Source organism: Geosporobacter subterraneus DSM 17957 (assembly GCF_900142145.1).
Lineage (GTDB): Bacteria > Bacillota > Clostridia > Peptostreptococcales > Thermotaleaceae > Geosporobacter > Geosporobacter subterraneus.
Genome location: NZ_FQZV01000015.1, coordinates 60,072 through 85,010, shown reverse-complemented (window position 1 = coordinate 85,010; position 24,939 = coordinate 60,072). Strand labels below are relative to the sequence as shown.

27 protein-coding genes are annotated in these 24,939 nt (G+C 38.0%); 23 read left to right on the top strand and 4 right to left on the bottom strand.

Annotated features, from left to right (window positions below; translation table 11 throughout):
• Window positions 1-704 precede the first annotated feature (704 nt).
• The gene (locus BUB56_RS06910) at window positions 705-1,601 is read left to right on the top strand and encodes a divergent polysaccharide deacetylase family protein (RefSeq protein ID WP_110940644.1); all 897 of its coding nucleotides are present in this window, start codon (window positions 705-707) and stop codon (window positions 1,599-1,601) included.
• Between the two features lie 36 nt (window positions 1,602-1,637).
• On the opposite strand, the gene BUB56_RS06905 is transcribed toward BUB56_RS06910, so the two are convergent.
• Window positions 1,638-2,615, bottom strand: coding sequence for a hypothetical protein (locus BUB56_RS06905; RefSeq protein ID WP_190014273.1), 978 nt, complete (start codon window positions 2,613-2,615; stop codon window positions 1,638-1,640).
• Window positions 2,616-2,851: 236 nt separating this feature from the next.
• Here BUB56_RS06905 and BUB56_RS06900 point away from each other — a divergent pair, with 236 nt between their 5' ends.
• From BUB56_RS06900 to BUB56_RS06890, 3 genes are all read left to right on the top strand, one after another.
• Entirely contained in the window at window positions 2,852-4,108 is a 1,257-nt protein-coding gene (locus tag BUB56_RS06900; protein WP_110940643.1) for a hypothetical protein, read from the top strand.
• 194 nt (window positions 4,109-4,302) lie between these two features.
• Complete coding sequence (locus tag BUB56_RS06895) at window positions 4,303-6,318, top strand: sigma-54-dependent Fis family transcriptional regulator (RefSeq protein ID WP_110940642.1); 2,016 nt, start codon at window positions 4,303-4,305, stop codon at window positions 6,316-6,318.
• 254 nt (window positions 6,319-6,572) lie between these two features.
• Window positions 6,573-7,196 carry a phosphate-starvation-inducible PsiE family protein gene (locus BUB56_RS06890; protein WP_110940641.1) on the top strand — a complete coding sequence of 208 codons (624 nt, stop codon included), beginning with the start codon at window positions 6,573-6,575 and terminating at the stop codon, window positions 7,194-7,196.
• Window positions 7,197-7,244: 48 nt separating this feature from the next.
• Here BUB56_RS06890 and BUB56_RS06885 read toward each other — a convergent pair whose 3' ends face one another.
• Window positions 7,245-7,724, bottom strand: a complete 480-nt coding sequence (locus BUB56_RS06885; RefSeq protein ID WP_110940640.1) for a hypothetical protein — start codon at window positions 7,722-7,724, stop codon at window positions 7,245-7,247.
• 205 nt (window positions 7,725-7,929) lie between these two features.
• Here BUB56_RS06885 and BUB56_RS06880 point away from each other — a divergent pair, with 205 nt between their 5' ends.
• From BUB56_RS06880 to BUB56_RS06830, 12 genes are all read left to right on the top strand, one after another.
• Window positions 7,930-9,516 carry a DEAD/DEAH box helicase gene (locus tag BUB56_RS06880; RefSeq protein ID WP_110940639.1) on the top strand — a complete coding sequence of 529 codons (1,587 nt, stop codon included), beginning with the start codon at window positions 7,930-7,932 and terminating at the stop codon, window positions 9,514-9,516.
• A 250-nt stretch (window positions 9,517-9,766) separates the two neighbouring features.
• Window positions 9,767-10,951 carry an ABC transporter substrate-binding protein gene (locus tag BUB56_RS06875; RefSeq protein WP_110940638.1) on the top strand — a complete coding sequence of 395 codons (1,185 nt, stop codon included), beginning with the start codon at window positions 9,767-9,769 and terminating at the stop codon, window positions 10,949-10,951.
• A gap of 62 nt (window positions 10,952-11,013) precedes the next feature.
• Window positions 11,014-11,892, top strand: coding sequence for a branched-chain amino acid ABC transporter permease (locus tag BUB56_RS06870; RefSeq protein ID WP_110940637.1), 879 nt, complete (start codon window positions 11,014-11,016; stop codon window positions 11,890-11,892).
• Window positions 11,893-11,903: 11 nt separating this feature from the next.
• On the top strand, window positions 11,904-12,800 hold the full coding sequence (locus BUB56_RS06865) for a branched-chain amino acid ABC transporter permease (RefSeq protein WP_110940636.1): 897 nt from the start codon (window positions 11,904-11,906) through the stop codon (window positions 12,798-12,800).
• Entirely contained in the window at window positions 12,797-13,570 is a 774-nt protein-coding gene (locus BUB56_RS06860; RefSeq protein ID WP_110940635.1) for an ABC transporter ATP-binding protein, read from the top strand. Before BUB56_RS06865 ends, BUB56_RS06860 begins: the two co-directional genes overlap by 4 nt.
• On the top strand, window positions 13,564-14,292 hold the full coding sequence (locus tag BUB56_RS06855) for an ABC transporter ATP-binding protein (protein WP_110940634.1): 729 nt from the start codon (window positions 13,564-13,566) through the stop codon (window positions 14,290-14,292). Before BUB56_RS06860 ends, BUB56_RS06855 begins: the two co-directional genes overlap by 7 nt.
• A gap of 134 nt (window positions 14,293-14,426) precedes the next feature.
• Window positions 14,427-14,774 carry a YkvA family protein gene (locus BUB56_RS06850; protein ID WP_110940633.1) on the top strand — a complete coding sequence of 116 codons (348 nt, stop codon included), beginning with the start codon at window positions 14,427-14,429 and terminating at the stop codon, window positions 14,772-14,774.
• A gap of 14 nt (window positions 14,775-14,788) precedes the next feature.
• Window positions 14,789-15,328, top strand: coding sequence for a cob(I)yrinic acid a,c-diamide adenosyltransferase (locus BUB56_RS06845; RefSeq protein ID WP_110940632.1), 540 nt, complete (start codon window positions 14,789-14,791; stop codon window positions 15,326-15,328).
• 267 nt (window positions 15,329-15,595) lie between these two features.
• Window positions 15,596-16,138 carry a hypoxanthine phosphoribosyltransferase gene (hpt, locus tag BUB56_RS06840; protein WP_110940631.1) on the top strand — a complete coding sequence of 181 codons (543 nt, stop codon included), beginning with the start codon at window positions 15,596-15,598 and terminating at the stop codon, window positions 16,136-16,138.
• Between the two features lie 121 nt (window positions 16,139-16,259).
• Complete coding sequence (locus BUB56_RS19355; protein WP_190014269.1) at window positions 16,260-16,433, top strand: hypothetical protein; 174 nt, start codon at window positions 16,260-16,262, stop codon at window positions 16,431-16,433.
• 160 nt (window positions 16,434-16,593) lie between these two features.
• Window positions 16,594-16,854 (top strand): YkuS family protein, encoded by a 261-nt coding sequence (locus BUB56_RS06835; RefSeq protein ID WP_110940630.1) that lies wholly within the window; start codon window positions 16,594-16,596, stop codon window positions 16,852-16,854.
• Window positions 16,855-16,930: 76 nt separating this feature from the next.
• Window positions 16,931-17,272 carry a rubredoxin-like domain-containing protein gene (locus BUB56_RS06830; protein WP_110940629.1) on the top strand — a complete coding sequence of 114 codons (342 nt, stop codon included), beginning with the start codon at window positions 16,931-16,933 and terminating at the stop codon, window positions 17,270-17,272.
• A 12-nt stretch (window positions 17,273-17,284) separates the two neighbouring features.
• Here BUB56_RS06830 and BUB56_RS06825 read toward each other — a convergent pair whose 3' ends face one another.
• On the bottom strand, window positions 17,285-17,800 hold the full coding sequence (locus tag BUB56_RS06825; RefSeq protein WP_110940628.1) for a hypothetical protein: 516 nt from the start codon (window positions 17,798-17,800) through the stop codon (window positions 17,285-17,287).
• A gap of 129 nt (window positions 17,801-17,929) precedes the next feature.
• Here BUB56_RS06825 and BUB56_RS06820 point away from each other — a divergent pair, with 129 nt between their 5' ends.
• From BUB56_RS06820 to BUB56_RS06795, 6 genes are all read left to right on the top strand, one after another.
• Entirely contained in the window at window positions 17,930-18,925 is a 996-nt protein-coding gene (locus BUB56_RS06820; RefSeq protein ID WP_110940627.1) for a restriction endonuclease, read from the top strand.
• A 26-nt stretch (window positions 18,926-18,951) separates the two neighbouring features.
• Entirely contained in the window at window positions 18,952-19,524 is a 573-nt protein-coding gene (locus BUB56_RS06815) for a flavodoxin family protein (RefSeq protein ID WP_110940626.1), read from the top strand.
• A gap of 12 nt (window positions 19,525-19,536) precedes the next feature.
• Window positions 19,537-19,836, top strand: coding sequence for an MTH1187 family thiamine-binding protein (locus tag BUB56_RS06810; RefSeq protein ID WP_110940625.1), 300 nt, complete (start codon window positions 19,537-19,539; stop codon window positions 19,834-19,836).
• A gap of 143 nt (window positions 19,837-19,979) precedes the next feature.
• A complete protein-coding gene (gene pduL / locus BUB56_RS06805) occupies window positions 19,980-20,555 on the top strand; it encodes a phosphate propanoyltransferase (protein ID WP_110940624.1) in 576 nt (191 codons plus the stop codon).
• 15 nt (window positions 20,556-20,570) lie between these two features.
• Window positions 20,571-21,239: a deoxyribose-phosphate aldolase gene (gene deoC / locus BUB56_RS06800; RefSeq protein ID WP_110940623.1), complete on the top strand. Its 669-nt coding sequence runs from the start codon at window positions 20,571-20,573 to the stop codon at window positions 21,237-21,239.
• An 83-nt stretch (window positions 21,240-21,322) separates the two neighbouring features.
• Window positions 21,323-22,708, top strand: coding sequence for a CapA family protein (locus tag BUB56_RS06795; protein WP_190014267.1), 1,386 nt, complete (start codon window positions 21,323-21,325; stop codon window positions 22,706-22,708).
• Window positions 22,709-22,922: 214 nt separating this feature from the next.
• Here the strand turns inward: BUB56_RS06795 and ychF are convergent, their stop codons facing one another.
• Window positions 22,923-24,017, bottom strand: coding sequence for a redox-regulated ATPase YchF (gene ychF, locus BUB56_RS06790; protein WP_110940621.1), 1,095 nt, complete (start codon window positions 24,015-24,017; stop codon window positions 22,923-22,925).
• 260 nt (window positions 24,018-24,277) lie between these two features.
• Between ychF and BUB56_RS06785 the strand changes: the two genes are divergently transcribed.
• Window positions 24,278-24,835, top strand: a complete 558-nt coding sequence (locus BUB56_RS06785) for a YhcN/YlaJ family sporulation lipoprotein (protein ID WP_110940620.1) — start codon at window positions 24,278-24,280, stop codon at window positions 24,833-24,835.
• Window positions 24,836-24,939: the final 104 nt, after the last annotated feature.

Sequence of the window (24,939 nt, the reverse complement as noted above, 5' to 3'; positions counted from 1 at the left end):
TTTAGGAAAACCAAGCTTATGGGCGAATTCCTTAATCAGAAGTAGGCCAGAATCGGAGGATAAATCCCCTCCTGCGAAATTAATTTTAATTTTACTGTTGCTTTCTGAGTGAAGTGCATTTAGACTAGACATAAGGGTTTCTCCTTTGTGAAATGTTAGTTGCGGTGACTTCATTTTAACAAAGTTGAAACTCTTTTTCTATTGTATTGGTTTCACTTTTTAAGTGAAACCAATAATAATGCAAAACTACTGTAACTATGCGGCACGAAGCAATGCTGGATAAATTATGATGAATAATTCAGGATTACTTTTGATTATCAGAATATATCATCTAGCTTAAAGATCCTTCGACTCCGTTTTACTCCGCTCAGGATGACAAATTATGGGTTAAGTTGACGCCTATGATATTGGCGTAGATCTATAAATATGTGACTCGGTCCTTAGGATTGATTTTTCAAATAATTTTATATAAACAATTTGTTAAATACACATAATAATGTCCGTGTTTGAAAGAAGGATTTCCAATGACCTCAAATACATCTTTTTTACTTGTAAGGTAGTTTATGAGACATGTAGAGATAATGGGTAGTGTTTTAATTTATTTTCAAAATATTTATAATCTGAGAATCTTTGCAGGTGTTTCATAATACAAGCTCCATTTATAATATACTTTGATAGAACCTGATTATAAAGGGGTGTAACTGGTGAAGCGTAAAAAATTAATAGTAGGGATTGGACTCTTCCTTTTAGTTGTTTTTACATACTTAATACTGGATTATTTTATGCGAATTAGCATACAATTGGCGAGAATCATTGATTCTGTTGAAGAAGCAGAAATACTAGAAGAAATAAAGGAATATGGGAAAATCCAAGGAGGAGCAAGATTATTTCGTGTAGAGGAGGATAAAAAGTATAGGGCGAAGGTAGCCTTTCTAATTGATGATTTTGGCAATAACGGTGAAGGCACGGCGGAGATGATGACCATTGATCGGCCGGTGACCTTTGCAGTGATGCCCTTTATGAAGTATTCAAAGAGGGACGCAGAAAACGCCCATAAAAAAGGCTATGAGGTAATCATTCATCTTCCTATGGAGACCCGAAAAAACAGTATGAGGGGGCTGGCTGCCGGGGCTATAAAAACGTCCCAAACGGACGAAGAAATTAAAAGTTTTGTTGTGGATGCATTTAAAGATGTACCCCATGCAGTAGGTGCAAATAATCATATGGGTGTGTTAGCCAGCAGCGACAGAAGAGTTGTAGAAGCAGTAATTAGCGTCTTAAAGACGAAGAATAAGTATATAGTAGACAGTAAAACAACGCCCAAATCCGTAATATCAGAAATTGCACGAAAGCATGAAGTACCGGTAATTGAAATGTCGGTTTTTCTTGATAATGAGAAGTCACCGGAAACGATCAAGAGACAGATAAATCTTTTAGCCTATAGTGCTTTAAAAAGGGGGTATGCCATCGGAATTGGACACGTAGGTCCCTTAGGAGGCAGTAATACTGCAAAAATGATTAAAGAAATGATTCCTGAGCTAGAGAAAAAAGGAATAAAAATTGTATTTGTATCGGAATTGATGAAGGATAAGTATAAATAAAAAAAGAGATTCCATGAGAGGAATCTCTTCTTTTATTTATTCGAGAGATGCTTCTTCTACTGTTCCTTCTGCGCTTGCCTCTAAGCCCTCCTCGCTCCATTTTCTCGGTGGGCATGGGCGCTTTTTATCTATTTGATCAGGGAACAATTGCGGGAAGGTTGTGCAAATTGGGGATACATCTGCTTGTAATACTGGGAATCCTGTTGAAAGAACGCAAAGCTGTACAGGAACTACAATTTTCTTTTCGCAGGTTACGCAGAGAGCAATAATTAAATTGACTCTTACAGCCCCTGTATTTGGATCAATCATGATATCTCTCATGATGCTGTTTGTAGCGAGTCTTGATTCACAGGAGATATTGCAAAACTCAGTAAAACGTGGTAAGAAGGCAGTGTCAAAAACTGAGGGAATACACAATTCAAAAAAGTTTGTCAAAACAAGGGGTGCCCCTTCTTTAGCAATGGGGACATTTGCCGATAAGGTGACAGTTTTTTCGCACTTTTTGTGATCAGCTATGACTGCATCAATTTCAACGATTACATTACCTGTTATTTCAATGCTTTGTGTGCCAAATATAGGGGTGCCCTTTCCTAATTCATCGCATTCTTCTGTATCTACAAATAATAGATTTTCTGAAGCAGTCCCATCAGGTCCGATGACAGTTACTGGTCTACCGCAGCCGTCTTGAACAAATTCTGCACCTGCTACAGTTGTTGTAGGAGTAGCGACCAAATTTCTTGGGTCATTGATATTTGCAGGATTAAAGAATTTTCTGCAGCGGACATCTAAAATCCTAAGAATTCTAGCTCCTGCACCCAACACAGGTGTGAAAGGCTGGCCGGTAACTGTTGTTAATCCTTGTAAGTTAAATAGTGCAGCATCATATACCTTTTGTACATATATTGGCTCAGAAACGACATTTCTTAAGGAACCGTCAAAGAAGCATCCTGTTTCAGCAGTACAGCATTTATCAGGAAGTGCAAGACTGTATAGTGGCTTATTTGTATTTGCCATAAATTTTCCTCCTTTTTATGATATTAAGACTACCCTTTCTAATTTTAGTATATTCTGTCTATAAATTTCTGCTACTCTTCTTGTACGAATATAGCATAACTTTTGCCAGGCATTCATAGGATTAGAGTGAAGTGAAAAAATATTTGTCTACTGCAATATCATAATATGTCTTATTTTTTAAAGTGTTACTTTAAAGAACAACTGTGCAAAAACAATTTTGATAGGAAGGTGAAGCTATGCCCTTTGCAAATCAAAAAAATGTACTGGTTACGGACCAAGCAGGCAACATACACAGCTTCCGTTGGGACAATGAAAAAATCATTTATGCTTGTTTTTATAAGTATACAAAGAAAATGGAGAAGGAGATTTTAGTGGAAGGATGTATACCAGAGTTTGATGTAGAAATTGATAAAAACGACACCATTTATCTTATTTGTCAACAAAAAGAAGGAAAGCTGCTGCTGTTTACTTATCGGTCAGGAATATGGGAGGATCAAGTTTTATTGGATTCAGAAGGTATAAATGTTTATAACTTAAATGTTATCGCCTGGGAAAATGGATTGAATATAGTCTATTGTCTGCCTTCTGCTGAGAGCAACAAAGTATACCGTATTTGCTCTTTGTATCAAATGGAAGAAGAGTGGATCAACACTGAACTGGGAGATATCCGGGTTAAGGTATTGTTGAATCCTTTTCAGGTTATTCGCAGCGGGCAGGGATTAATTCTTGGATATTATAATTTGCTCAACGGGACAGAACAAATATTTTTGAAAAGATTCGATGGATCAGTTGATGGATGGAAGGATACACTGCAGCTAACCAGTGGATTAAATGATAAATTATACTTAGACTTTTTGCTATTAGATGAAGAGGAGCTGCATCTTACTTACAGCGAGTATATAGATGGAAATCTAGTGGTAAAACACGAAAGATATAAGCTGATAGGAAACAAAGTGGTTAAGCATTCAGAAAATGAATTATCTAATCCGGGAAACTGCTCTTATCCTACTTTAATCCTGTTTAACCATAGGATTTGGAATGTATGGACAGAGTATGACTATGTAGCCAGCAGCTATTCAGAGGATAATGGCTTAACATGGAGCGTGCCCTATCAATGGGGGGAATCAAAAGAGGGTGTCTTTGTCCGCTACAAATATTCCATAAACCCTAGAATCATTGATCGTGCCTATCAGTTGAATTTTTCCTACGGAAAGGACTTTCCTGATTTTACTTTCCTCGGATTTGGACCTATAGAAAAGGCTGTAGAAATACCCCTTGTTAGCAAAAAAAAAAGAGAAGAGGAGGCTGATGAGATATTGAATGCTACAGAAAACCAAGATCAACCTTTTGTTGAATTAAGCCGTGAGAATATTGAACAGGAGAATCTGGCAGAAATATTGGAAAAACTTACTGAATTAGAGGAGAGAATTGAACAAATAGAGAGTTATTTTAACCGAAGAAGAAGGGGGTTTTTGTTTCCGCCGCGGAAATAGGTATAGAAGAAAAGGGATAGCAAGCAAGTTAACTTTGCTGCTATCCCTTTCTTTGTGGTAAGTGAAACGCCAAAAACTGCAGTATAATTGGAAAATGTAACATTATAGGACATATTTGTTGCAGTATAAAGGGTTAATCATATAAAATATACTCTAGGAAGAATGTTTATGCAAAGCCTATTGGAGGTGCATTTATGCCTAATCAAGAAATGCTCCATAAAAACCACGGATTTTATGCTGCATGGAGAGCTTTTACTGAGAGAAATATCCTGGAAAGAGATTTAATTCGGAGTGTTATAGCAGATTCTTGGGTGAGAAGCCGATCCTATCATATAAATCCCCATACGAGGATTATTGAGGTTAAGCTGACAGATGAGGAACTGTCGCAAAAACTTAAACAATATCATGATTTTCTAGAGACTGTTAAACCATTCATCAGCAGTTTATATAAACTAGTCGGGAGTTCAGGTTTGATCGTAAGGCTTGCGGATGCCGAAGGGTATATCTTATCTTCCATCGCTGACGAAGACTTGGTTCAAAAACATGGAAACCTGAACATAACTCCCGGCTGTTGTGCCCGTGAAGATGTAATCGGTACAAATGCTATTGGAACAGCTTTAGTTATTGGAGAGGCTATTCAGGTCTTTGCTGCTGAGCATTATTGCAGACAATATCACGGTTGGACTTCCTCCGCAGCACCTATACGAAACGTCAAAGGAAAAGTGATAGGTATTTTAAGCCTTACAGGATCTCATGAAAAGGTACATCCTCATACATTGGGGATGGTTGTTGCTGCATGTGAAGCCATTGAGAATCAACTAAAGTTTAACAGTATGAACCGCCAACTAATGTTGGCGAATCAACATTTTCATGCAATTATGGAATCGATATCCGATGGCCTGATTTCCATAAACAATGAAGGCAATATAACAGATATAAATTTAATGGCACGAAAAATGTTAAATGTAACTGAAAAACAAGTTATAGGAAACTCTCTATCATTGATTCTTGCAAAGGATAGTGAAAAGAAAATCATGAATGTACTAGAAACTGGATTTGGTCTTATTGAAGAGGAGATACATCTTAAGACAAAAACGGGAAAAACTATTTTTTGCATTTCTACCATTACACCAATCAAGGATCAGATTAATCATCGGGTTGAGGGAATTGTTATGACCTTTAGGGAGTTGAAAAAAGTCCATAACTTGATTAATAAAATTGTTGGTGCTGAGGCTAGGTTTGTGTTTGAGGATATATTAGGGGATAATACCCAGATCATCGAGGCTAAACGAATTGGGATGATGGCAGCCCGAAACAATTCAACTGTTTTGCTGCAGGGAGAAAGTGGAACGGGGAAAGAGCTTTTTGCACAGGCTATTCACAATTCCAGTGGCAGAAGGAAGGGCCCATTTATTTTTATAAACTGTGGAGCAATCCCTCGAGAACTGGTAGCCAGTGAGTTATTTGGTTATGTAGAAGGTGCTTTTACAGGGGCAAAGCGAGGTGGGCACCCAGGCAAATTTGAGTTAGCTGACGGAGGTACTATTTTTTTGGATGAAATCGGGGACATGCCTCTAGATGCACAGGTAAGTTTGCTCCGTGTGCTTGAGACTAGGGAAGTAGTAAGAGTTGGAGGACATAATGTGATCCCGGTGAATGTTCGGGTCATAGCCGCCACCCACAAAGATCTAAAAAATGAAGTGGAGAAGGGTAACTTCAGGCAGGATTTATATTACCGATTAAATGTAACGCCTATCAGAATCCCATCATTAAGAGAACGAAAAGAAGACTTAAAGCTCCTTATCGATTATTTTATAGAAAAGTTTAGTAAAACCTTCTACAAAGAAATCCCTGGAATCAGCAGCAACTTTTATCAGGTCCTCAAAAGTCATGATTGGCCCGGAAATGTCAGGGAACTGCAAAATGTTCTGCAGCAGATCATGAACTTTGTTAATGACGGTGAAGTACTGGGGCCTCAGCATATACCCTCTTCCTTTAGTGTTTCAAAGGAAATCCATGGGGGAAAAGCTATGAAAAGTCTGTTAACCCTTGATGAGGTGGAAAGGATAACCATCATGGATACCTTACAGCAGCTAGAGGGCAATGTTGCAAAAACTGCCAAGACCTTAGGCATCAGCAGAAGCTCCTTATATAGGAAACTAGAAAAGTATAACATCCGGGTGACCCAAAATGGAACTAATGTATTATAATAGGACGCTGTAGGACAATATATAAGGATGCATGTGTATTATAATAGGACATTTATAGCATAGGAGAACCTTTTCATAAAGGTTCTCCTTTTGACATTTACCTGAAAAAGCTGTAAATACACATATTTAAGTAAATATATTCCATAAAAAGATTATGGCATAAAAATTGCAATAAAAAAATAGATGGAGAATTACCATTTAAGTATTTTTAAATCTAATTTCAAATAATACTTTGAAAAGGTGGGAGGGAAATCATGAAAATTAATCGGTTTAAAGGGCGGATTTTAAAATTAACCTACTATCTAGAGATCCTGCTGGCTGCTTTTATTACTTTAGCAATCATTATCGGAATGATCGACCTGGTAAAGTACTTAGGTCTAGTCTTTCATACCAATACATTTGAAACCTATGATGTATTTCAGAAGTTTCTTGGGCATGTATTACTTCTGGTTGTAGGGGTAGAGCTGGTCATCATGCTGGTATTGCATACAACTGGGAGTGTACTTGAAGTAGTATTGTATGCAATCGCAAGAAAGATGTTGATTTACAGCAACAGCATGATGGACTTTTTGATGGGAGTAGGTGCGATTGCAGCAGTTTTCGCCATTAGAAAATATTTATTTATACGTGAAACTTTTAATGAAAGAAGCGGCCAGGTTTTTTCTGCCGCAACACCCATTGAAGAAGCCAACAGTGCCATCGGAGTTAACATACCTGTCAACTTAGGCAATACAATAGGGGGAGTTGTAGCGCATCTATCCCTTACAACCTGTAAGCCCATTTATGAAGGGGCAGAATATGTAGTTTCAAGTGCACGGATTAGGGTGGTAAAAATGAATGAGGGATTAATTGAAAAAGTATTAGTTTCCCATGAATAACAGGAATAGTTTTTTAAAAATCGATATTTCCCTGGGAATACTATTATACTAAAAGCTGCTATCGGCATTGTGGGGGATGAAAACTGTCTTCAGAGACATAGATGCTTCCTCTGAATGTGTTTGCTTAAAAGGAAAATGCTGACATAGTATTCTATTGTCTTCTTTGTCTAGACGGAAACGAATCCTGTCAAAATTTAGGGATTGAAAGTATTGAAGGAAAAGCCTTAAAGCTTTTTGGTCTATTTTCTTTTCCCTACAGCTTTTTGGAAAAATGAAATCCTGAATATAAATATAAGAATCGTCTTCGTGGAAATCATCATGGAAGCTGATCGTAATCAGGATCTTATTTAGCGCTGTATATTTAAAGGACCAAATGTTACCTATATTTTTCGTATAAACTTGACAATGAAATTTATATCTGGTAATATCTTGTAAGGCTTTGACAAAATTCATTAACTTAGATGCATTAATTTTTTCTGTAATAGGGAAGGTTTCTCTTCCCTTGTTTTTTGTGTAAATCGGCAGCATGCGGAGCCCTCCAGTGGATTTACTCATTAAGTGTACTGGTACATTATATGATATTGTGGCTATTTTTATGATGGCTTGTACTAGAAAAGGGATAAAAAGAAATCCAATGAAAATAATAATTCATATAAGCTGATTGTTTTTTGCTAGATGAGACTATAAAAGCTGTGTTTCAGCAAGAATAAAGAATTGGAGAGTTGATAAAAACATGAACAACATTACTTTTAAAGAACTAGGTCTTATGCCGGAAATTTTAAAGGCTATTAATGCCCTAGGTTATGAGGAACCCACACCGATCCAGAAGGCTGCTATGCCGGCAGTAATGGAAGGAAAGGATATTATCGGTCAGGCACAGACGGGTACAGGTAAGACAGCAGCCTTTAGTATGCCTGTTATTCAAAAAATTTCTCCAGAGGTTAAAGGACCACAAGCCATAATCTTAACGCCTACCAGAGAATTAGCTGTACAGGTAGCCGATGAAATAAGCAAATTTTCAAAGTATCTATCGGGAGTAAAAACTTTGGCTATCTATGGGGGCCAGCCTATTGAGCGGCAAATCAAGGCATTAAAAGCTGGGGTACAAATTATTGTAGGTACACCGGGTAGAATGATCGATCATATTAACCGAAAAACCATAAAATTAAATCATGTGCATACGGTTGTACTGGATGAAGCGGATCAAATGCTGGACATGGGGTTCTTAGAGGATATTGAAAGAATTTTGCAGGAGACCCCAGAGGATAGACAAACTTTGTTGTTTTCAGCCACAATGCCAAAAGAGATTGAAAGTTTAGCACAGAATTATCAAAAAAACCCAAAGAAAATTAAGGTAGTTCATGAGGTTTTGACGGTTCCTCAGATAGAGCAATATTATTATGAGGTTAGGCCCCATGAAAAGCTGGAGGTTTTAACGAGATTGCTGGATATGGAAAAAGAGGGTCTGACCATTATTTTCTGCAGAACGAAAAAAGGTGTGGATGAACTGGTTGAGAGCCTTCAGAGCAGGGGCTATTTTTCAGAGGGTCTCCATGGAGATTTAAAGCAAAGCCAGCGGGACCGGGTTATGAAAAAGTTTAGAGAAGGTACGGTAGATCTATTGGTTGCAACAGATGTAGCTGCAAGGGGCTTAGATGTAAATAATGTCCATATTGTGATCAATTACGATATCCCGGAGGATTTGGAGTATTATGTGCACCGTATTGGAAGAACTGGTAGAGCAGGTAAAGCGGGAGTAACCTACACCTTTGTTACCGGCAGACAGATTGGACTATTGAAGAGTATTGAACGGTTTACAAAATCCAAAATTCGCCGTAAACCTATTCCATCGGTAAATGATTTAGCAGAGAGACAAAGAGAGCTATTTAAAAAGAGAATTGTATCTACTATTGAAGCCGGACATCTAACACCTTATATCTCACTTACGGAAGCATTATCTGAAGAATACAGTTCTATTGAAGTTGCAGCTGCTCTAGCAAAAATCATTATGGAGAAAGAACGTACCGGTTTAGTCGAACAAAGCGAAGATTTGTTCGAAGATACGGGAGCAACAGAATCCGATAAAGCCAGAATATTTATCAATATTGGCAAAAGGGATCGTGTAAGGGCTGCGGATATCCTAGGTGCCGTTGCCAATGAAGGCGGCATATCGGGACGAGAAGTTGGTACCATCGATTTGTTTGACAAATATGCTTTTGTAGAGGTTCCTAAAAGTCATGCAGCTAAGCTGGTAAAGAAACTAAATAAGATGAGGATCAAAGGAAAAAAGATAAATGCCGAACCTGCAAACCAAAGATAGAGAATTTTTTCTCTATCTTTTTTTTTGAAAAATGTATTGAAAATTCTAAATATAAAAACATTTTTACATATGAAGATTATTATAGAGTACCAAATAAAATCAAAAAGATTTATAATAAAGGGAAGAAGAAAATGTTACAAAAAATTAATTATTTCCGGTGCCTATTTACATAGGTAGGACAATAAAATAGGTGGGAGGGGGATAAGCTTTATCCTAAAGCATATCATAAAACAATTTAAGGGGGAGAAAGATGAAAAAGAAAACTGGTTATTTATTATTCGTAGCTTTTTTGATCTTTACTTTAGTTCTTGTAGGTTGTGTTCCGAAAACTCAAAATGCGCCTGCTGCAGGAACTGAACCTGCTCAAGAAGTTGTCAAGGTTGGCTGGATTGGTTCTTTGTCCGGCGACCAGGCAGTATGGGGACAATGTGAGCTGAATACCGTAAAAATGATGTTTGAAGAAATCAATGCTAAGGGTGGATTGTTAGGTAAGCAGGTAGAGGTTATTGGATATGACACCCGTGGAGATGCAACGGAGGCAGTCAATGCAGTAAAACGTTTAACTGCGCAGGATAAGGTTGTTGCGATTATCGGTCCGAATGCCAGCGGTCAGGCTATTGCCATATCTTCAGTACTGGAGGAAATGAAAGTTTCTGATATCGCTACTGTTGCAACGAACCCAAAGGTTACAGTTGTTGATGGAAAGGTTAAGCCTTTCAATTTTAGAGTATGCTTTATCGACCCATATCAGGGAGCTGTTGCAGCGGGCTATGCATCAGAAGTCCTTGGATTTGACAAAGCTGCAATTCTCTATGATGTTGCAGATGATTATTCTCAGGGATTGACAGAGTTCTTTGAAAAGTATTTTGTAGAAAAGGGCGGACAGATTGTAGCCAAGGAAGCCTTTAAGTTTGGGGACGTAGATTTTAGACCACAGTTAAGTAAAATTAAAGAAGCTAAACCAGATGTGATTTTTATGCCATACTTCTTTAAAGAAGTTGCTTTAAGTGCAAATCAAGCAAGAGAACTGGGTATTGATGCTGTATTAATGGGTGGAGATGGGTGGCCATCTGATGTTTTATTGGAAATGGCAAAGGATTCTGTTGAAGGCAGCTATTTTGTAAACCACCTGGATTTCGAAGATCCTGAAGTGCAGGACTTCAAAGCGGCTTACCGTGCAAAGTACAATACACCGGTAGAGCTAAATGGATACTTAGCATATGATGCAGTAAAGCTGTTAGAGGCAGCTGTAAATAGTGCAAACAGTCTAGATCCTGTGGCTATAAGAGATAATCTTGAAACTGCCAGCGTAAAAGGAATTACAGGTCAAATCACAATCAGTAAGGATACCCACAATCCAGAAGGTAAGGATGCTGCCATTATCAAGATTGTGAATGGAGAATACGTTTTCCAACAAAAATACTCTGCTAAATAGTTATAGAAGAGAGGGCTCCCCCTCTCTTCTATAATAAAGGGCATAATGAAGGAGGACTTTATATGTCTGCTTTTATGCAACAAATCATCAACGGCTTGTCAATCGGCAGTGTTTATGCATTGATGGCAGTAGGCTATTCTCTCGTTTATAGTATCATGAACTTTAGTAATTTCGCTCATGGTGGTGTAATTATGCTGGGTTCATATTTTGGTTTTTTTCTATTAACTCTCTATAAGCTTCCTTTTGCAGCGGCTTTTGTCCTTGCCGCCTTAGGTGCAGGTGCATTGGCTTTGATTATTGAACGGATTGCCTATAGACCTTTGAGAAAACGTAATGCGCCCTTTTTATACTTTATCATATCGGCAATGGGTGCATCGATATTTTTAGAAAACATTGTCATTGCAACCATTGGCCCTACTTTCAAAACCTATCCCCGAATCTTATCCCCACAGCCCTATAGTTTTGGGACCCTATCCATTGGACGACTGGATATGATGATGTTTATAATATCCGGTGTTAGTTTAGCTTTACTCGTCTATATTATTGAGAGGACAAAAATTGGAATGGCTATCCGAGCCACTGCCTATAATATGCGGGCCAGTGCACTGATGGGTGTTAACACAGACAGAATAATCTTTATCGTATTTGGATTGGGTGGACTGTTAGGTGGGATAGCTGGTGTACTTTTCGGCATGAAGTATACCGTATATCCTCAAATCGGATTTATCACAATAAAATCCTTCATTGCTGCGGTGTTTGGCGGATTGGGAAGCCTTCAAGGAGCAGTGGTCGGCTCGGTGTTATTGGGTATCATTGAAACCTTTACCTCTGGATATTTATCTTCCCAATATAGAGATCTGATTGCCTTTGCATTATTAATATTCATACTTATTGTCCGCCCTATGGGTCTTATGGGCAAAATGACTGAAGACAAGGCATAGGAGGTGGCAGAATGGATTGGTTTTATATACAGGGAATTTTGATTCTATCGGGTATTTATCTTTTGGCAGTCTTAGGGCTTTCGCTTCTGACGGGTTTTACGGGGCTCTTTTCTTTTGGTCATGCGGGCTTTATGGCCGTCGGTGCTTACATTACAGCAATGATGACGGTTAATTTTAAAATGCCCTTTATACTTGCCCTATTGGTTGGCGGGGTTGCTGCAGCTCTCATAAGCTTGCTTATTGGAAGACTGACCCTGAATCTAAAGGGGGATTACTTCTGTATTGCTACCCTAGGATTGGGGGAAGCTATACGATTGATTTTAGATAACGTACAATATTTCGGGGGTGCAAGGGGCTGGCCGGGAATACCCTTAAAAACTACCCTTGGTAATGTTATCGTGATTAATATCATTGCCATAATTGTGATGGCAAATCTAATTCGATCAAGACACGGACGAAATTTTATTGCGATCCGGGAAGAAGAGATGGCTTCCCAAATTATCGGTATCAACGTATTTAGGTATAGAATGATTTCCTTAGCTGTTAGCGCCATGTATGCTGGGGTTGCAGGAGGTATGCTGGCCCATTATTTAGGATTCTTACAGCCTAAAATGTTTCAAATGGCAAAATCAACTGAATTGACGATTATGGTGATTTTCGGAGGATTAGGCAGTATTTCCGGCAGTGCCTTGGGGGCTATCGTATTGACTGCATTGCCAGAGCTATTAAGAAGCTTTGCAAAATGGAGGTTGGTTGTATATGGACTTGCAGTTATATTTATCATGATTACCAGACCACAAGGATTGATGGGCGGATACGAGTTAACTTTTAAGAATATCAAGAATTTCTTCTCTCGGATTGGTCTTAAGGCGAACGAAAAAACATCAATAGGGGGAGATCAGTCATGATTATTCTGGAAATGAGAAATGTCACAAAACAATTTGGCGGTCTAACGGCAGTAGGCAACGTAGACATACAAGTGGAGAAAGATTCTATATTTGGACTCATTGGCCCAAACGGAGCTGGGAAAACCACAATCTTTAATCTCATTACAGGTATTTATAAGGTGACAGAAGGTGAAATTATTTTTCAGGATCATCCCATTGATCAGCTGCAGCCTTATCAGATTGCAGATATAGGTATTACAAGAACATTTCAGAATATAAGGCTTTTTAAAAAACTTACGGCATATGAGAACATACTGACTGCCTGCCATTATAATGCAAGCTACAGCATACTGGATGCTGTCGTTCGGACTCCCAAGTATAAAAAAGAGGAAAAAAAGCTTGGCGATCAGGCGGATAAACTGATGGAGATTATGGAATTGAAGGACCGAAAGGATATCATAGCTTCCAATCTTCCTTATGGCTTACAGCGCAGACTGGAGATCGCAAGAGCTTTAGCCCTGAATCCCAAAATGCTGCTTTTAGATGAACCTGCCGCAGGAATGAATCCGGACGAGACGATAAAACTGATGGAGTTAATCCGACAAATCCGTGAACAGTTTAATTTAACAGTAGTAGTGATTGAACACCATATGGATTTAATTATGGGTTTATGTGACAAAATAGCTGTACTCAACTTTGGCAGAAAACTTGCCGAAGGAACTGCCCAAGAAATTCAGGCAAATCCAAAGGTAATTGAGGCTTATCTTGGGGAGGAGGAAGTGAATTGCTAAAAGTAGAGAATTTAAATGTTTATTACGGAGGTATTCATGCCCTAAGAGGGATTGATATCGAAGTACAGGAAGGACAAATTGTTTCAATCATCGGAGCCAATGGAGCCGGAAAATCCACACTGCTTAATGCAATATCCGGTGTCATTAAACCTAAAGAAGGAAATATAAAATATAGGGGTAACAATCTGCCTGCTGCTCCTTATAAAATAGTTGAGGCAGGTATTTCACAGGTTCCCGAGGGACGATTGATTTTTGCGAACCTAACCGTAAAGGACAATTTAATTATGGGAGCATATCTTCGTAAGGATAAAGAGGAAATTGCTAAGGATTTAAAAAATGTGTATCACTTGTTTCCAAGGTTAGAGGAAAGAATGCATCAGATGGCTGGTACCTTAAGCGGTGGTGAACAGCAGATGTTAGCAATGGGTAGAGGGTTGATGAGTAACCCGGATTTGATACTTTTAGATGAGCCCTCCCTGGGACTGGCACCGCTTTTAGTAAAAACCATTTTTGAGATTATTGAAGATATCAAGAAAATGAATAAAACCATCCTGTTGGTAGAACAAAACGCTTATAAGGCCTTATCGATTGCAGATAAAGCCTATGTATTGGAGCAGGGAAAAATCATTAAAGAAGGTAAAGCAAAGGATTTATCGAAGGATCCGTCTATTCAAGAGGCATATTTGGGGAAATCCCATAACAAAGGAGAAGCATCTTCCTAAAGGTGCTTCTTTTTTTGCTGTACAAAAAATACAAAATCTATACTGTCGGCGGATGCTTCTTGTGCTAATGATAAAAAAGGTTGAAAGCGTATATACTATCCATTAGAATAGAAAGTAGTGCATGGAAGGGGGCGATGATCATACAAAGACAATCCCGCAATAAAAAAGGTATGCTAAAGTCTGGCACTAGGTTTATAAAGCGTGTCGGTGTTCTTCCAAAATTCATCAAGGACCAGAATATATCTATATGGAAAAAGATAATGGTTTTTATTGGGCTGGCTTATGTCATCAACCCTTTTGATCTCCTACCGGTTCCTGTGTTTCTAGCATTTGGTCTTATCGATGATGCTGTCATTATAGGTTATATCTTATCAAAGATCTCTGACGAATTAGATTATTATATAGAAAATCCCTATAGTAAAGAATTTAGTAAAGATAAGATCATCGATGATATAGAATATAGGATTGATGATGAAGAGTAAAGGAGGATGTGGGTATGAAAATTTATACGAAAACCGGAGACAAGGGTCAAACCAGCCTGTATGACAATACAAGGGTTGATAAGGATAGTCTCCGGGTAGAGAGTTATGGTACGATTGATGAACTAAACTCCTCTTTAGGGTTAGCACGCAATTTTGTGGAGGATCAGGAGATCGTTGAGATATTATATCGAATTCAACGAGAGCTTTTCGATGTAGCAGGTGAGTTGGCAACCAAAGACCGGGAAAAATTTCCGGAGAAGGTTCAAGAAAATCATATTGAAGTGTTAGAAAAGTATATTGATACCTACATTGAGAAAATTGACAAAATGGATAAATTTATCATACCGGGCAGCAACAAGGCAAGCGCATCCTTGCATGTGGCCAGAACCGTATGTAGGAGAGCGGAAAGACGAATCCTTAGCCTCAGCCGGGAAGAGCAAGTTAGTCCCTTTTTAATTAAATATGTGAACCGGCTTTCTGATGTGATTTATGCCTTGGCCAGATACTCAGAAACGGATCTAAAATATGTAGAATTTGAAAAACCATCTGTTTAGGATGGTTTTTTTATATAATAGGAAAGTTCTGCTTTCCTATTATATAAAAAGAGGGGTTGTAGGGGATGAAATCCCCTGCCCGCATTCAGGAAGGTGCTCAGGCTGCCGCGCAGCCGTCGAAGGAAACCTAGGGGTTTCCTAGCGAAAGCATCGAAGATGTTTTTTCAGAGGAAAATACACGAACAAAATATATTAAAACATGATAAATGTACAAAAATTCATGAACTATGCTATAATTAATCTAAGAAAAAGTAAGAGGTGAAGGATTTGGAGAAAAACATTCGAGAAATTTTATTTACAGAGGAACAAATTGAAAAAAAGCTAGAGGAGTTAGGTGCCAAAATTACTGCCGACTATCAGGGAAAGAACTTACTCTTAATCGGAGTGTTAAAAGGTGCTAACGTATTTATGAGCGATTTAATGCGAAAAATTCAAATTCCATTATCCATAGATTTTATAGCAGTTTCAAGCTATGGGTTATCCACTGAGAGCTCCGGTGTGGTTAAAATTATTAAGGATTTGGATCATAGCATTGAAGGAAAAGATGTTCTGATTGTGGAGGACATTATTGACACAGGTTTGACTTTAGATTATTTGTATCACAATCTACTTTCCAGAAAGCCCGGAAGTTTTAAGATTTGTACTCTATTAGATAAGCCGGAGAGAAGAAAAGCGGATATTAAAGTGGATTATAAAGGCTTTGATATCCCTGATGAATTTATCGTTGGTTACGGCATTGACTACGCGGAACAATATAGAAATTTGCCGTATATAGCAATCCTAAAAAAAGAAGTTTATGAAAAACAGTAACTTCAATAGATTTAAACAAAAAGTTTAAATTGATATAAACCAAGATATTATAGAATAAATTTTTATTGCGCTTCCTATACTAATACTGTAGTTTACAACGAATGGTAATAGGAGTGAGTTTATGAATCAAAATGGAAATTTTGAAGCAATCAAAGAACGCTTTAGAAATGCAGATGTGAATGAAAAGATAGAAATATATACTACTACTCAAGGACTAACCGTCGATCAGTTTAAAGAATTGCTTAGAATGTTTCCGCTGCAGCATCTGGATAAGCTGGAAAGAGCCATGGGATAGGCATATAACTAGATTCGTAAGATATTATATGAATGCAACAGAACCTCTCTGGAGCCTATAGGTTTCTATGGGGTTCTTTTTTTTATTTCTCGTTTCCCGGTATATCTGAACAGAAATAGAGAAAAATAATAAGAAAAGATATTTTGGGGAGGTATGTAGTATGCTGGGTAAGGTTGTAGCAGTACAAACGGGTTTGGACAGCATAGCAGATAAATTAAGAAATAAAGGGTACTATGTTACTGATTTTAACGGGACTAAGGAGCCCATCGATGCGATGGTATATTCAGAACAGGTGGGATATCAAATGCCGCCTCAAGTAACCAGTTCTAGAATTTTATTAAACAATCAGTATGTAGTAATGCTTAATGCAGATGAATTAGGAGAGGACGAAATTGTAAATAGGATAGATGCTATACGATGAAATATGTTTAAAGAAGCATACCGAGGGATATATATAATACGTAACTATGTAAATTTTGTAGAGAGGATGATGGGAAATGAAATTATTTAAATGTGAGGTCTGTAACTATATACATACTGGAGATGATGCACCGGATAAATGTCCAAAATGCGGTGCACCTAAGGAAAAATTTGCTGTGCTAAATGAAGAGGCAACTACAAAGGTTGTTCGTTCAGAATTCTCAAATGGATTACATATGGAGTTATACAATGTTCTACAGGAAGTTGAGGACATAGCAGAAGCTGGAATTGAGGATGATCTTGATCCAGGATGTGTGGCTATATTCAATAAAGCTAAGGAGCAGGCAGTTTTCTTAAGAAAAATGATCGCAGCAGAGTTGGAAATTCATATGAAAAAAGGTAAGTGGGGAGTAGAATAGTCAAAGAGCACATTAAGTGCTCTTTTTTATATAGTTTAGTATTTTCTCCCATCCTAGAGGGACAGAAGTGCCTTGTTGAATATATTCCTTTAAATAAGAGGCTTCAGCAGACGTTAAAAATTTAGAAGGAATAGACAAGGTGTATCCGTTGTCATGAAGAATTTTTTTAAGTTCCTGTCTGTCTTGTATACTCAAGGCTTCTTTTTGATCTGCCTTTGTATTTGGCCTACTGGACAATACCCTATGTTTATGGTTATGATTCAGCTTGTTTTGATTTTCCATTTGGATATATGCGTTGGTTATGCTTTTAATATATTGAATAAGTGAATCCCTAAAATCCTTATCTTTTTCGAGCTCGGGATAATCCTTGAGCCATTGGGGTTTAGCTTTCATTGAAAACATTTTATCTATAAAAGACTCATATTTGAGGGAGCCGTTTTTCAAACCCTTATAATATTTACGAATAATACGTTTCATATGATTATGGAGTTCCAATCGAATATTATCAGGTAAGTCAGCTATTTTCACGTAGAAAGCCTCCTATATCTTTTATTTTCAATATTATTGCCACATTCTTACAGAGTTATGAATAAACCCTCGAATATATTTTATGCAGGTGGGAAAAAATAGTAATATCCTAGGGATGGAGGTATTCAGGTGAATAAGTATAATGAAGTTACCAAATATTTTATGAAACAACTAAAGACTCATATTCATCAAAAGAAAACCAGCAAAAGACTGAAAAAATATTATGTTGAAAGAAAAACCGATGGGAGAAGCAGCTTTGGAAAGGTTCTTGATTACATTGGAAGCCGTATAATCGTTTTTTTTGCCAGCTTATTGCTGCTGTTAATTATTATTAAACACCTATTGACAGCATCACTCCTTTCTATTCTGCTGACCAGCCTGTTTCATACCATTGATATTCAAGTGAGAAACAAAAAAACTGAAAAAATCATCAACCAAAAGCGTAAGTATTTAGCTAGTCAAAGAGTATACCGGGAGATTATGGGGAAATCTATGGAAGAAATCTATACCTACTTAGAACAGGTATTCGAGGACATAGGATTTCGAAAAACGGAAAAGGGCTGTATTGATGACAAGGAGATTTATTTTTTGTATCAGTACGGGGACATTCATCTGCCGGTATTTTTTAAAATGAATCCCTATGATGAAAATACCCAGCTGAAAGAAATAGAAAACTATAGTGAAAAACTGAAGAAGATGGACTTTATAAAAGGAATGATCATTGCAACCACGGATTTTACAAAAGAGTGTTATGATTTTGCCGAGAGAAATAATCATCCCAAGCTTATTTTGGTAGAAAAGGAAAAACTGTTAAAAATGATAGATAAGGCGGGACTTTTTCCAACAGACAAGGAAATGGACGAATATGTAGTAGATCGTATTGAAAAAAGGGAACGAAAAATAGCCGTATATAGGGAGACACTGCTTTCAAAATCCAAGACGAGGAGATATGCAATTTTAGGGCTGTTTTTGTTGTTTTGGGCTCAGTTTACTCCTTATTCAGGTTATTATAATTTTATGGCAATGTTGCTATTTTCATTGGCAATTCTTACATTTTATTGTAATATTAAAGGGAAAGTGGATTCAGAGAAAGAGTTCAATCTTGAACAGTTTATTGAAGGATAATTTTATTCAGATGAGGAGGCGACCTGTTGAAAGCTTTAGCAATAATGGGTAGTCCCAGAAGTAAAATGAATACGGATTTGCTTTTGGATACTGTTATCGAGGGATTACATACTAAAGGGGTTGAGGTGGAGAAAATTGAGCTTCGTAAACTATCTATGAGGTTCTGTATAGCCTGTGATTACTGTGCAAAAGCAGGTCTATGTGTGATGAAAGATGATATGGCAGAACTTTATCATAAATTTGATCAGGCAGATATAGTAGTAATCGGATCTCCTCTTTACTTTAACTCCGTTTCTAGTATTACAAAAATCATGGTCGACCGATGCCAAGCTTTTTGGTCCAGCAAATATATACTGCAGCAGTCCTCAATTGATAGAAATAAGAAACGCAATGGCTTGTTTATTTGTACCGCCGGCTCTCAGATGGATGAAAAAGGATTTCTTGGAGCTACAGTAGTAATGGATTTATTTTTTAGGGCAATAAATACCAATTATAAATATAATCTACTAGTAGATCACACCGATGACGAATTCGTAGGTAATCGAAAACAGTTACTAGAAGAAGCTTTTGCTTTGGGACGGAATCTTACTCAATTTTAGGGGGAATATAGAATGGCAATTGTAGAAACATCAATTGTTCCATTAGGTACGGGGGATACCAGCCTGAGTGCCTACGTGGCAGCATGTCATCGTATCTTGCAGGAAGAGACTCGGGTCAAATTTCAATTGACTGCAATGGGTACGATTATTGAAGGGGATCTGGACGTTATTTTGGAAGTAATCAGAAGGATGCATGAGGTGCCCTTTGAAGCAGGAGCGCTAAGGGTTTCAACAATGATAAAAATTGATGACCGAAGAGATAGGGCAGCCAGCATAGATGGAAAGACACAAGCGGTTTTAGAGAAGTTGTAAGGATCATGGCGGCTATTCGTAAATATTGTATTAAATTGAGGAATAGGTTTGATTTTTTAAAACCATAGAGATATAATATATGCGTATCGTGTATACATAACGATAAAACATTACTATATCTAATGAAATCAGGGGGGTTATTTATGTCAAACAATATGATACCGGTGGGTCTATCCAATAGACATTTACACCTAAGCAAAGAGCATATTGACATTTTATTTGGAGAGGGCTATGAATTAACCATTATGAAGGATTTGTCACAGCCCGGGCAATATGCGGCGAATGAGAAGGTTGATATTGTAGGACCTAAGGGCACTTTAAAAGGTGTAAGAGTTTTAGGCCCAGCAAGAGGAAATACACAAGTTGAAATTTCTTTAACAGATGGATTTGTTTTAGGTGTAACACCACCGATAAAAGATTCAGGAGATTTAGCCGGCAGTCCGGGTGCCAAAATCCTTGGGCCAAAGGGCGAGGTTACAATAGAGAGTGGCATCATAGCAGCTTCCAGACACATCCATATGCATACTTCTGATGCGGAAAAGTTTAACGTTGTTGATAAGGATATTGTAAGTGTAAAAGTGGATGGCAAACGAGGGCTGGTATTTAACAACGTGCTGGTACGGGTTCACCCGACTTATGCATTAGAGATGCATTTAGATATTGATGAAGGCAACGCTGCAGGTCTAAAAAACGGAGATTTGGTGGAATTAATTAAATAGTTTGGAGGCTTATCGATGAATATTGCTAAATATATTGATCATACAATTCTAAAACCTGATGCGCAGAAGCAAGATATTGTAAAGGTTTGTCAAGAAGCAATTGAAAATGGCTTTTATTCTGTGTGTGTGAATTCATGGTATGTACCTTTTGTAAAAGAGCAGTTAAAGGGAAGTAATGTAAAAGTTACTTCTGTGGTAGGTTTTCCATTAGGCGCTATGGAGTCTAGCGGTAAGGCATCAGAGGCGAAAACTGCCATAGAAAATGGGGCAGATGAGATTGATATGGTGATCAATATTGGTGCACTGAAGGATCAGGATTATGATTTCGTTCGCGAGGATATAGCAAGGGTTGTTGCGGTACTAAAACCCCACAATATTTTAAAGGTAATCATCGAAACCTGTTTATTAACCGAGGATGAGAAAATAAAAGCCTGTGAATTGGCAAAAGCAGCCGGAGCTCACTTTGTAAAAACTTCTACCGGATTTTCCACAGGAGGTGCTACAGTAGAGGATGTTAAGCTCATGAAGCAGGTAGTGGGAGATGCTTTGGAAGTAAAAGCTTCAGGCGGTATAAGAAACGTGAATACTGCTTTAAAAATGATTGAGGCGGGTGCAACTCGGTTAGGAACTAGTGCCTCTGTTGCCATTGCCAAGGGCATTGAAAGCGGAAGCTCAAACTATTAAGAATGGTCATTGTACCATTCTTTTTTTAAAATAATCAAACATTGGAAAAATAATAGACAAATGATGAGGGTTTGATGATTTTTATGAAAAAAATAGTAATATTCTTAATGATAGTGTTAGGGCTGACCAACTTCAATGCTGGTGTCCATGCTTATAATGAGAAGAAGGAATCAGTAGTTATCTCGTTAGCGGGAGATGTAATGCTCGACCGAAGCATTGGAAAGCAAATTGAAAAAATGGGAGTTGACTATCCTTGGACAGGAGTAAAGCCATATTTTGATAAAAGTGATCTAGTGCTTATAAATTTGGAAACCTCGGTGGGCTTAAAGGGTAGTGCAAGTCCTGATAAAACCTACACCTTTCAATCGAAGCCGGAAACTCTGGATGGATTGGTTAAGGCAGGCGTGAGCGGGGTCTCTATCGCCAATAACCATGTTCTGGATTTTGGACAAGAGGGATTTATTGAAACCTTAGAAAATCTGGAAAAAAGAAAAATTAAGTACGCTGGCGGTGGCAGAAATATTCAGAAGGCACTAGAGCCGGCTGTTTGGGAGATTCATGGACAAAAAATAGGTTTTTTAGCCTTTTCTAGAGTTATCTATGACATGAGTTGGTATGCTACATCGAAACGACCGGGTATTGTCAGTGCTTATGACCATTATATTGACCAGATCAAGGATACGATCGTTGAAGCGAAAAAAAACGTAGACTTTTTGATTGTTTCCGTACATTGGGGAAAGGAGCTAGAACAAATACCCCAGGAGTACCAGGAGAGAATTGGAAGAGTGATGATAGATAGCGGAGCAGATGTTGTGATGGGCCATCATCCCCATGTACTGCAAGGAATCGAATTTTATAAGAACAAGCCAATACTCTACAGTTTGGGAAATTTTGTTTTCAATTCCAAGGGACAGCTTAGCAACCGATCTATGATTTTCAATATTGAAATTGATAAAAATGGAATGATCAGCAGTTGGATTGTGCCGATTTCAATTATGAACGGACAACCTAGGGCAGCAGATGAAAAAGAAGGGAAGCTGATCATTGATAACCTGAATGCCCTATCAAAGAAGTGGGGAGTAGAGATCTCTACCGATGGCCGAATCGGAGGTAAGGTGGAGTATATTTCTAAGGAAGAGACAACGGAGGAAACGCCTGCTGAAGAAAATCCACCGGATAAGGATAAAAAAAACAAGAGAACAAAAGGAAGAATTGTAGACCCGGGAAAGACAGGCCGCCTATTACGCATTTTGGGGTACGAGACCAAGTATATTGAGGAAACAAACAAAATGATCCTCACGAAGAGAGACCGTTTTTTTGAAATGGATTTTGCAAATACAAAGCTGATTACAGAGAAAAAGAAGGGGTTTATAAGATGGATTGAGGTGCCTTTGGTTCATTTTCCCATAAGGGTTCTATGCTATGTCTTTCAATGGGACTATCAGCTGCACTGCAACAGCTGTTTTTAGTCCTTTAGAAAAATCTTTGGGTTCGCTGATGCAATCGATCATGAGAGTATTAGACTAGTTTTTAGAGATTTTGTTATAAGTACTTTTTTCTTAAGCATAAAACTACGAGATGATAAGGCACTGGTTATTAAAATAGCTTTATGAAAAACAGCCTTTTTATAAAGCCTCAAGCATGCAAAAAGCAATGATTATTCCAATAATCATTGCTTTTCGATTACACATTAAATCTAAATAATATCACATCGCCATCCTGTACGATATATTCCTTTCCCTCAAGACGCACTAACCCTTTTTCCTTGGCTGCTGCAATACTGCCTGCTGCTACTAGTTCGTCAAAGGAAATAGTTTCTGCCCGGATAAAGCCTCTCTCGATATCTGAGTGGATCTTTCCTGCAGCCTGAGGTGCCTTCGTGCCAATTCGAATGGTCCAGGCACGGACTTCCTTAGGGCCCGCTGTTAAAAAGCTCATCAGATTCAGCAGTCTATATCCTGCTTTTACCAGAAGATCCAGTCCTGACTCTTCCAGACCTAAATCTTTTAGGAATTCAACTTTTTCTTCTTCGTCTAATTCTGCAATTTCAGATTCGATTTTTGCACAGATTACTACAACCTCTGCATTTTCAGTTTTCGCATGATCCCGTACCTGTTGTACCATACTGTTGCTGGCGCCATTTTCTAACAGATCTTCCTCTGAAACATTGGCTACGTAAATAATAGGCTTATAGGAAAGGAGATTAAAATCTCTTACGATGTCCTTCTCTTCGCTGGTTAAATCTAAGCTTCTTACGGATTTACCACTTTCCAAGGTATCTTTTACTCTTTGGAGAAGATCCATCTCTGCCTGATAGGATTTATCAGACTTAGCGAGTTTTTGAGTCTTGAGCAAACGTCTTTCAATCATTTCTAAATCTGAGAATATCAGTTCAAGATTGATGGTTTCGATATCTCTAAGGGGTCCTACACTTCCTTCTACATGAACAATGTTATCATCTTCAAAACAGCGAACTACGTGAACGATGGCGGCTACTTCACGGATGTGGGATAAAAACTTATTGCCCAAGCCTTCTCCTTGGCTTGCACCGCGAACTAAACCAGCGATATCATAAAACTCAATAACAGCCGGTACCTTTTTCTCGGAATTATACATTTGATGCAGCACATCTAAACGATGATCGGGAACAGAGACAACGCCTACATTGGGTTCAATGGTGCAAAAGGGATAATTTGCTGATTCTGCACCAGCCTTTGTGATGGCATTAAAAAGCGTACTCTTACCTACATTGGGCAAACCTACAATACCTAACTTCATATAAAATTCTTCCTTTCAGACTTTTGTACATTGCTAAACACAAATTAAATTATAACTGATCTATGAGGAATGTTCAATCAATTCGCTAATATCTACTAGAATTATCCTTTGAAAAAGCGGTTAAATTATTCAATAAACTTTATGGGTAAAAGCATCTTGCGTATTTATAAAAATGTGTTGATTAATTTTCTAGAAATTTTTTTAAAAGTTGAAATAAAGATGAAGACTTAGTGAAAAAATAGTTACAGGAGGTGTTATGTTTGAAAAAAACTATTTATAAGATTTTCATCTTTATGATCGTCATACTATTGATCAGTGGTTGTCAGTCTGTTAGAAGGCCCAATCCCAACCAGCAAGGTAATCAGGGCGATACACAAAACAGGGGTATAACTATCAACCCAAATGCACAATCCAGACAACAGGATATGGCAAACCCTACAATCCCGTACAATAGCGACGACGGTACATTTGAAGGCAACATAAATGTTAATGACTTAAATGGCCGGGCCCATCGACTGGCTGATGAACTGGCAGTATTGGAAGGCATCGAAAAAGCACATGTAGTGATCAGTGCCAATGCAGCACTAATTGGTGTTATACCCAATGGAAATCAACAACAAAACCAAAACCTGCAGGAGCGCATTGAAGCAAGAGTGCGTACTGTTGACCCGGAAGTAGATCAAATTTTCTTTACACAGGATCAAAGAACTACAAGAGAGATTCAGGCGTTAGCATCAAGGCTGGAAAAAGGGGAAGCTGTTACCCGTGTAAATAATGAAGTAACTGATTTAATGAGAAGGATGACCTTGATACGATAAGTGCAGATGGGATTATTAAAAATCCCATCTTTCTTTTTTCGTTCTTCAATAATCCTTTTACATATATAGAAGGCTCCCTCAATAAAATGAATTAGGGGGTGAAT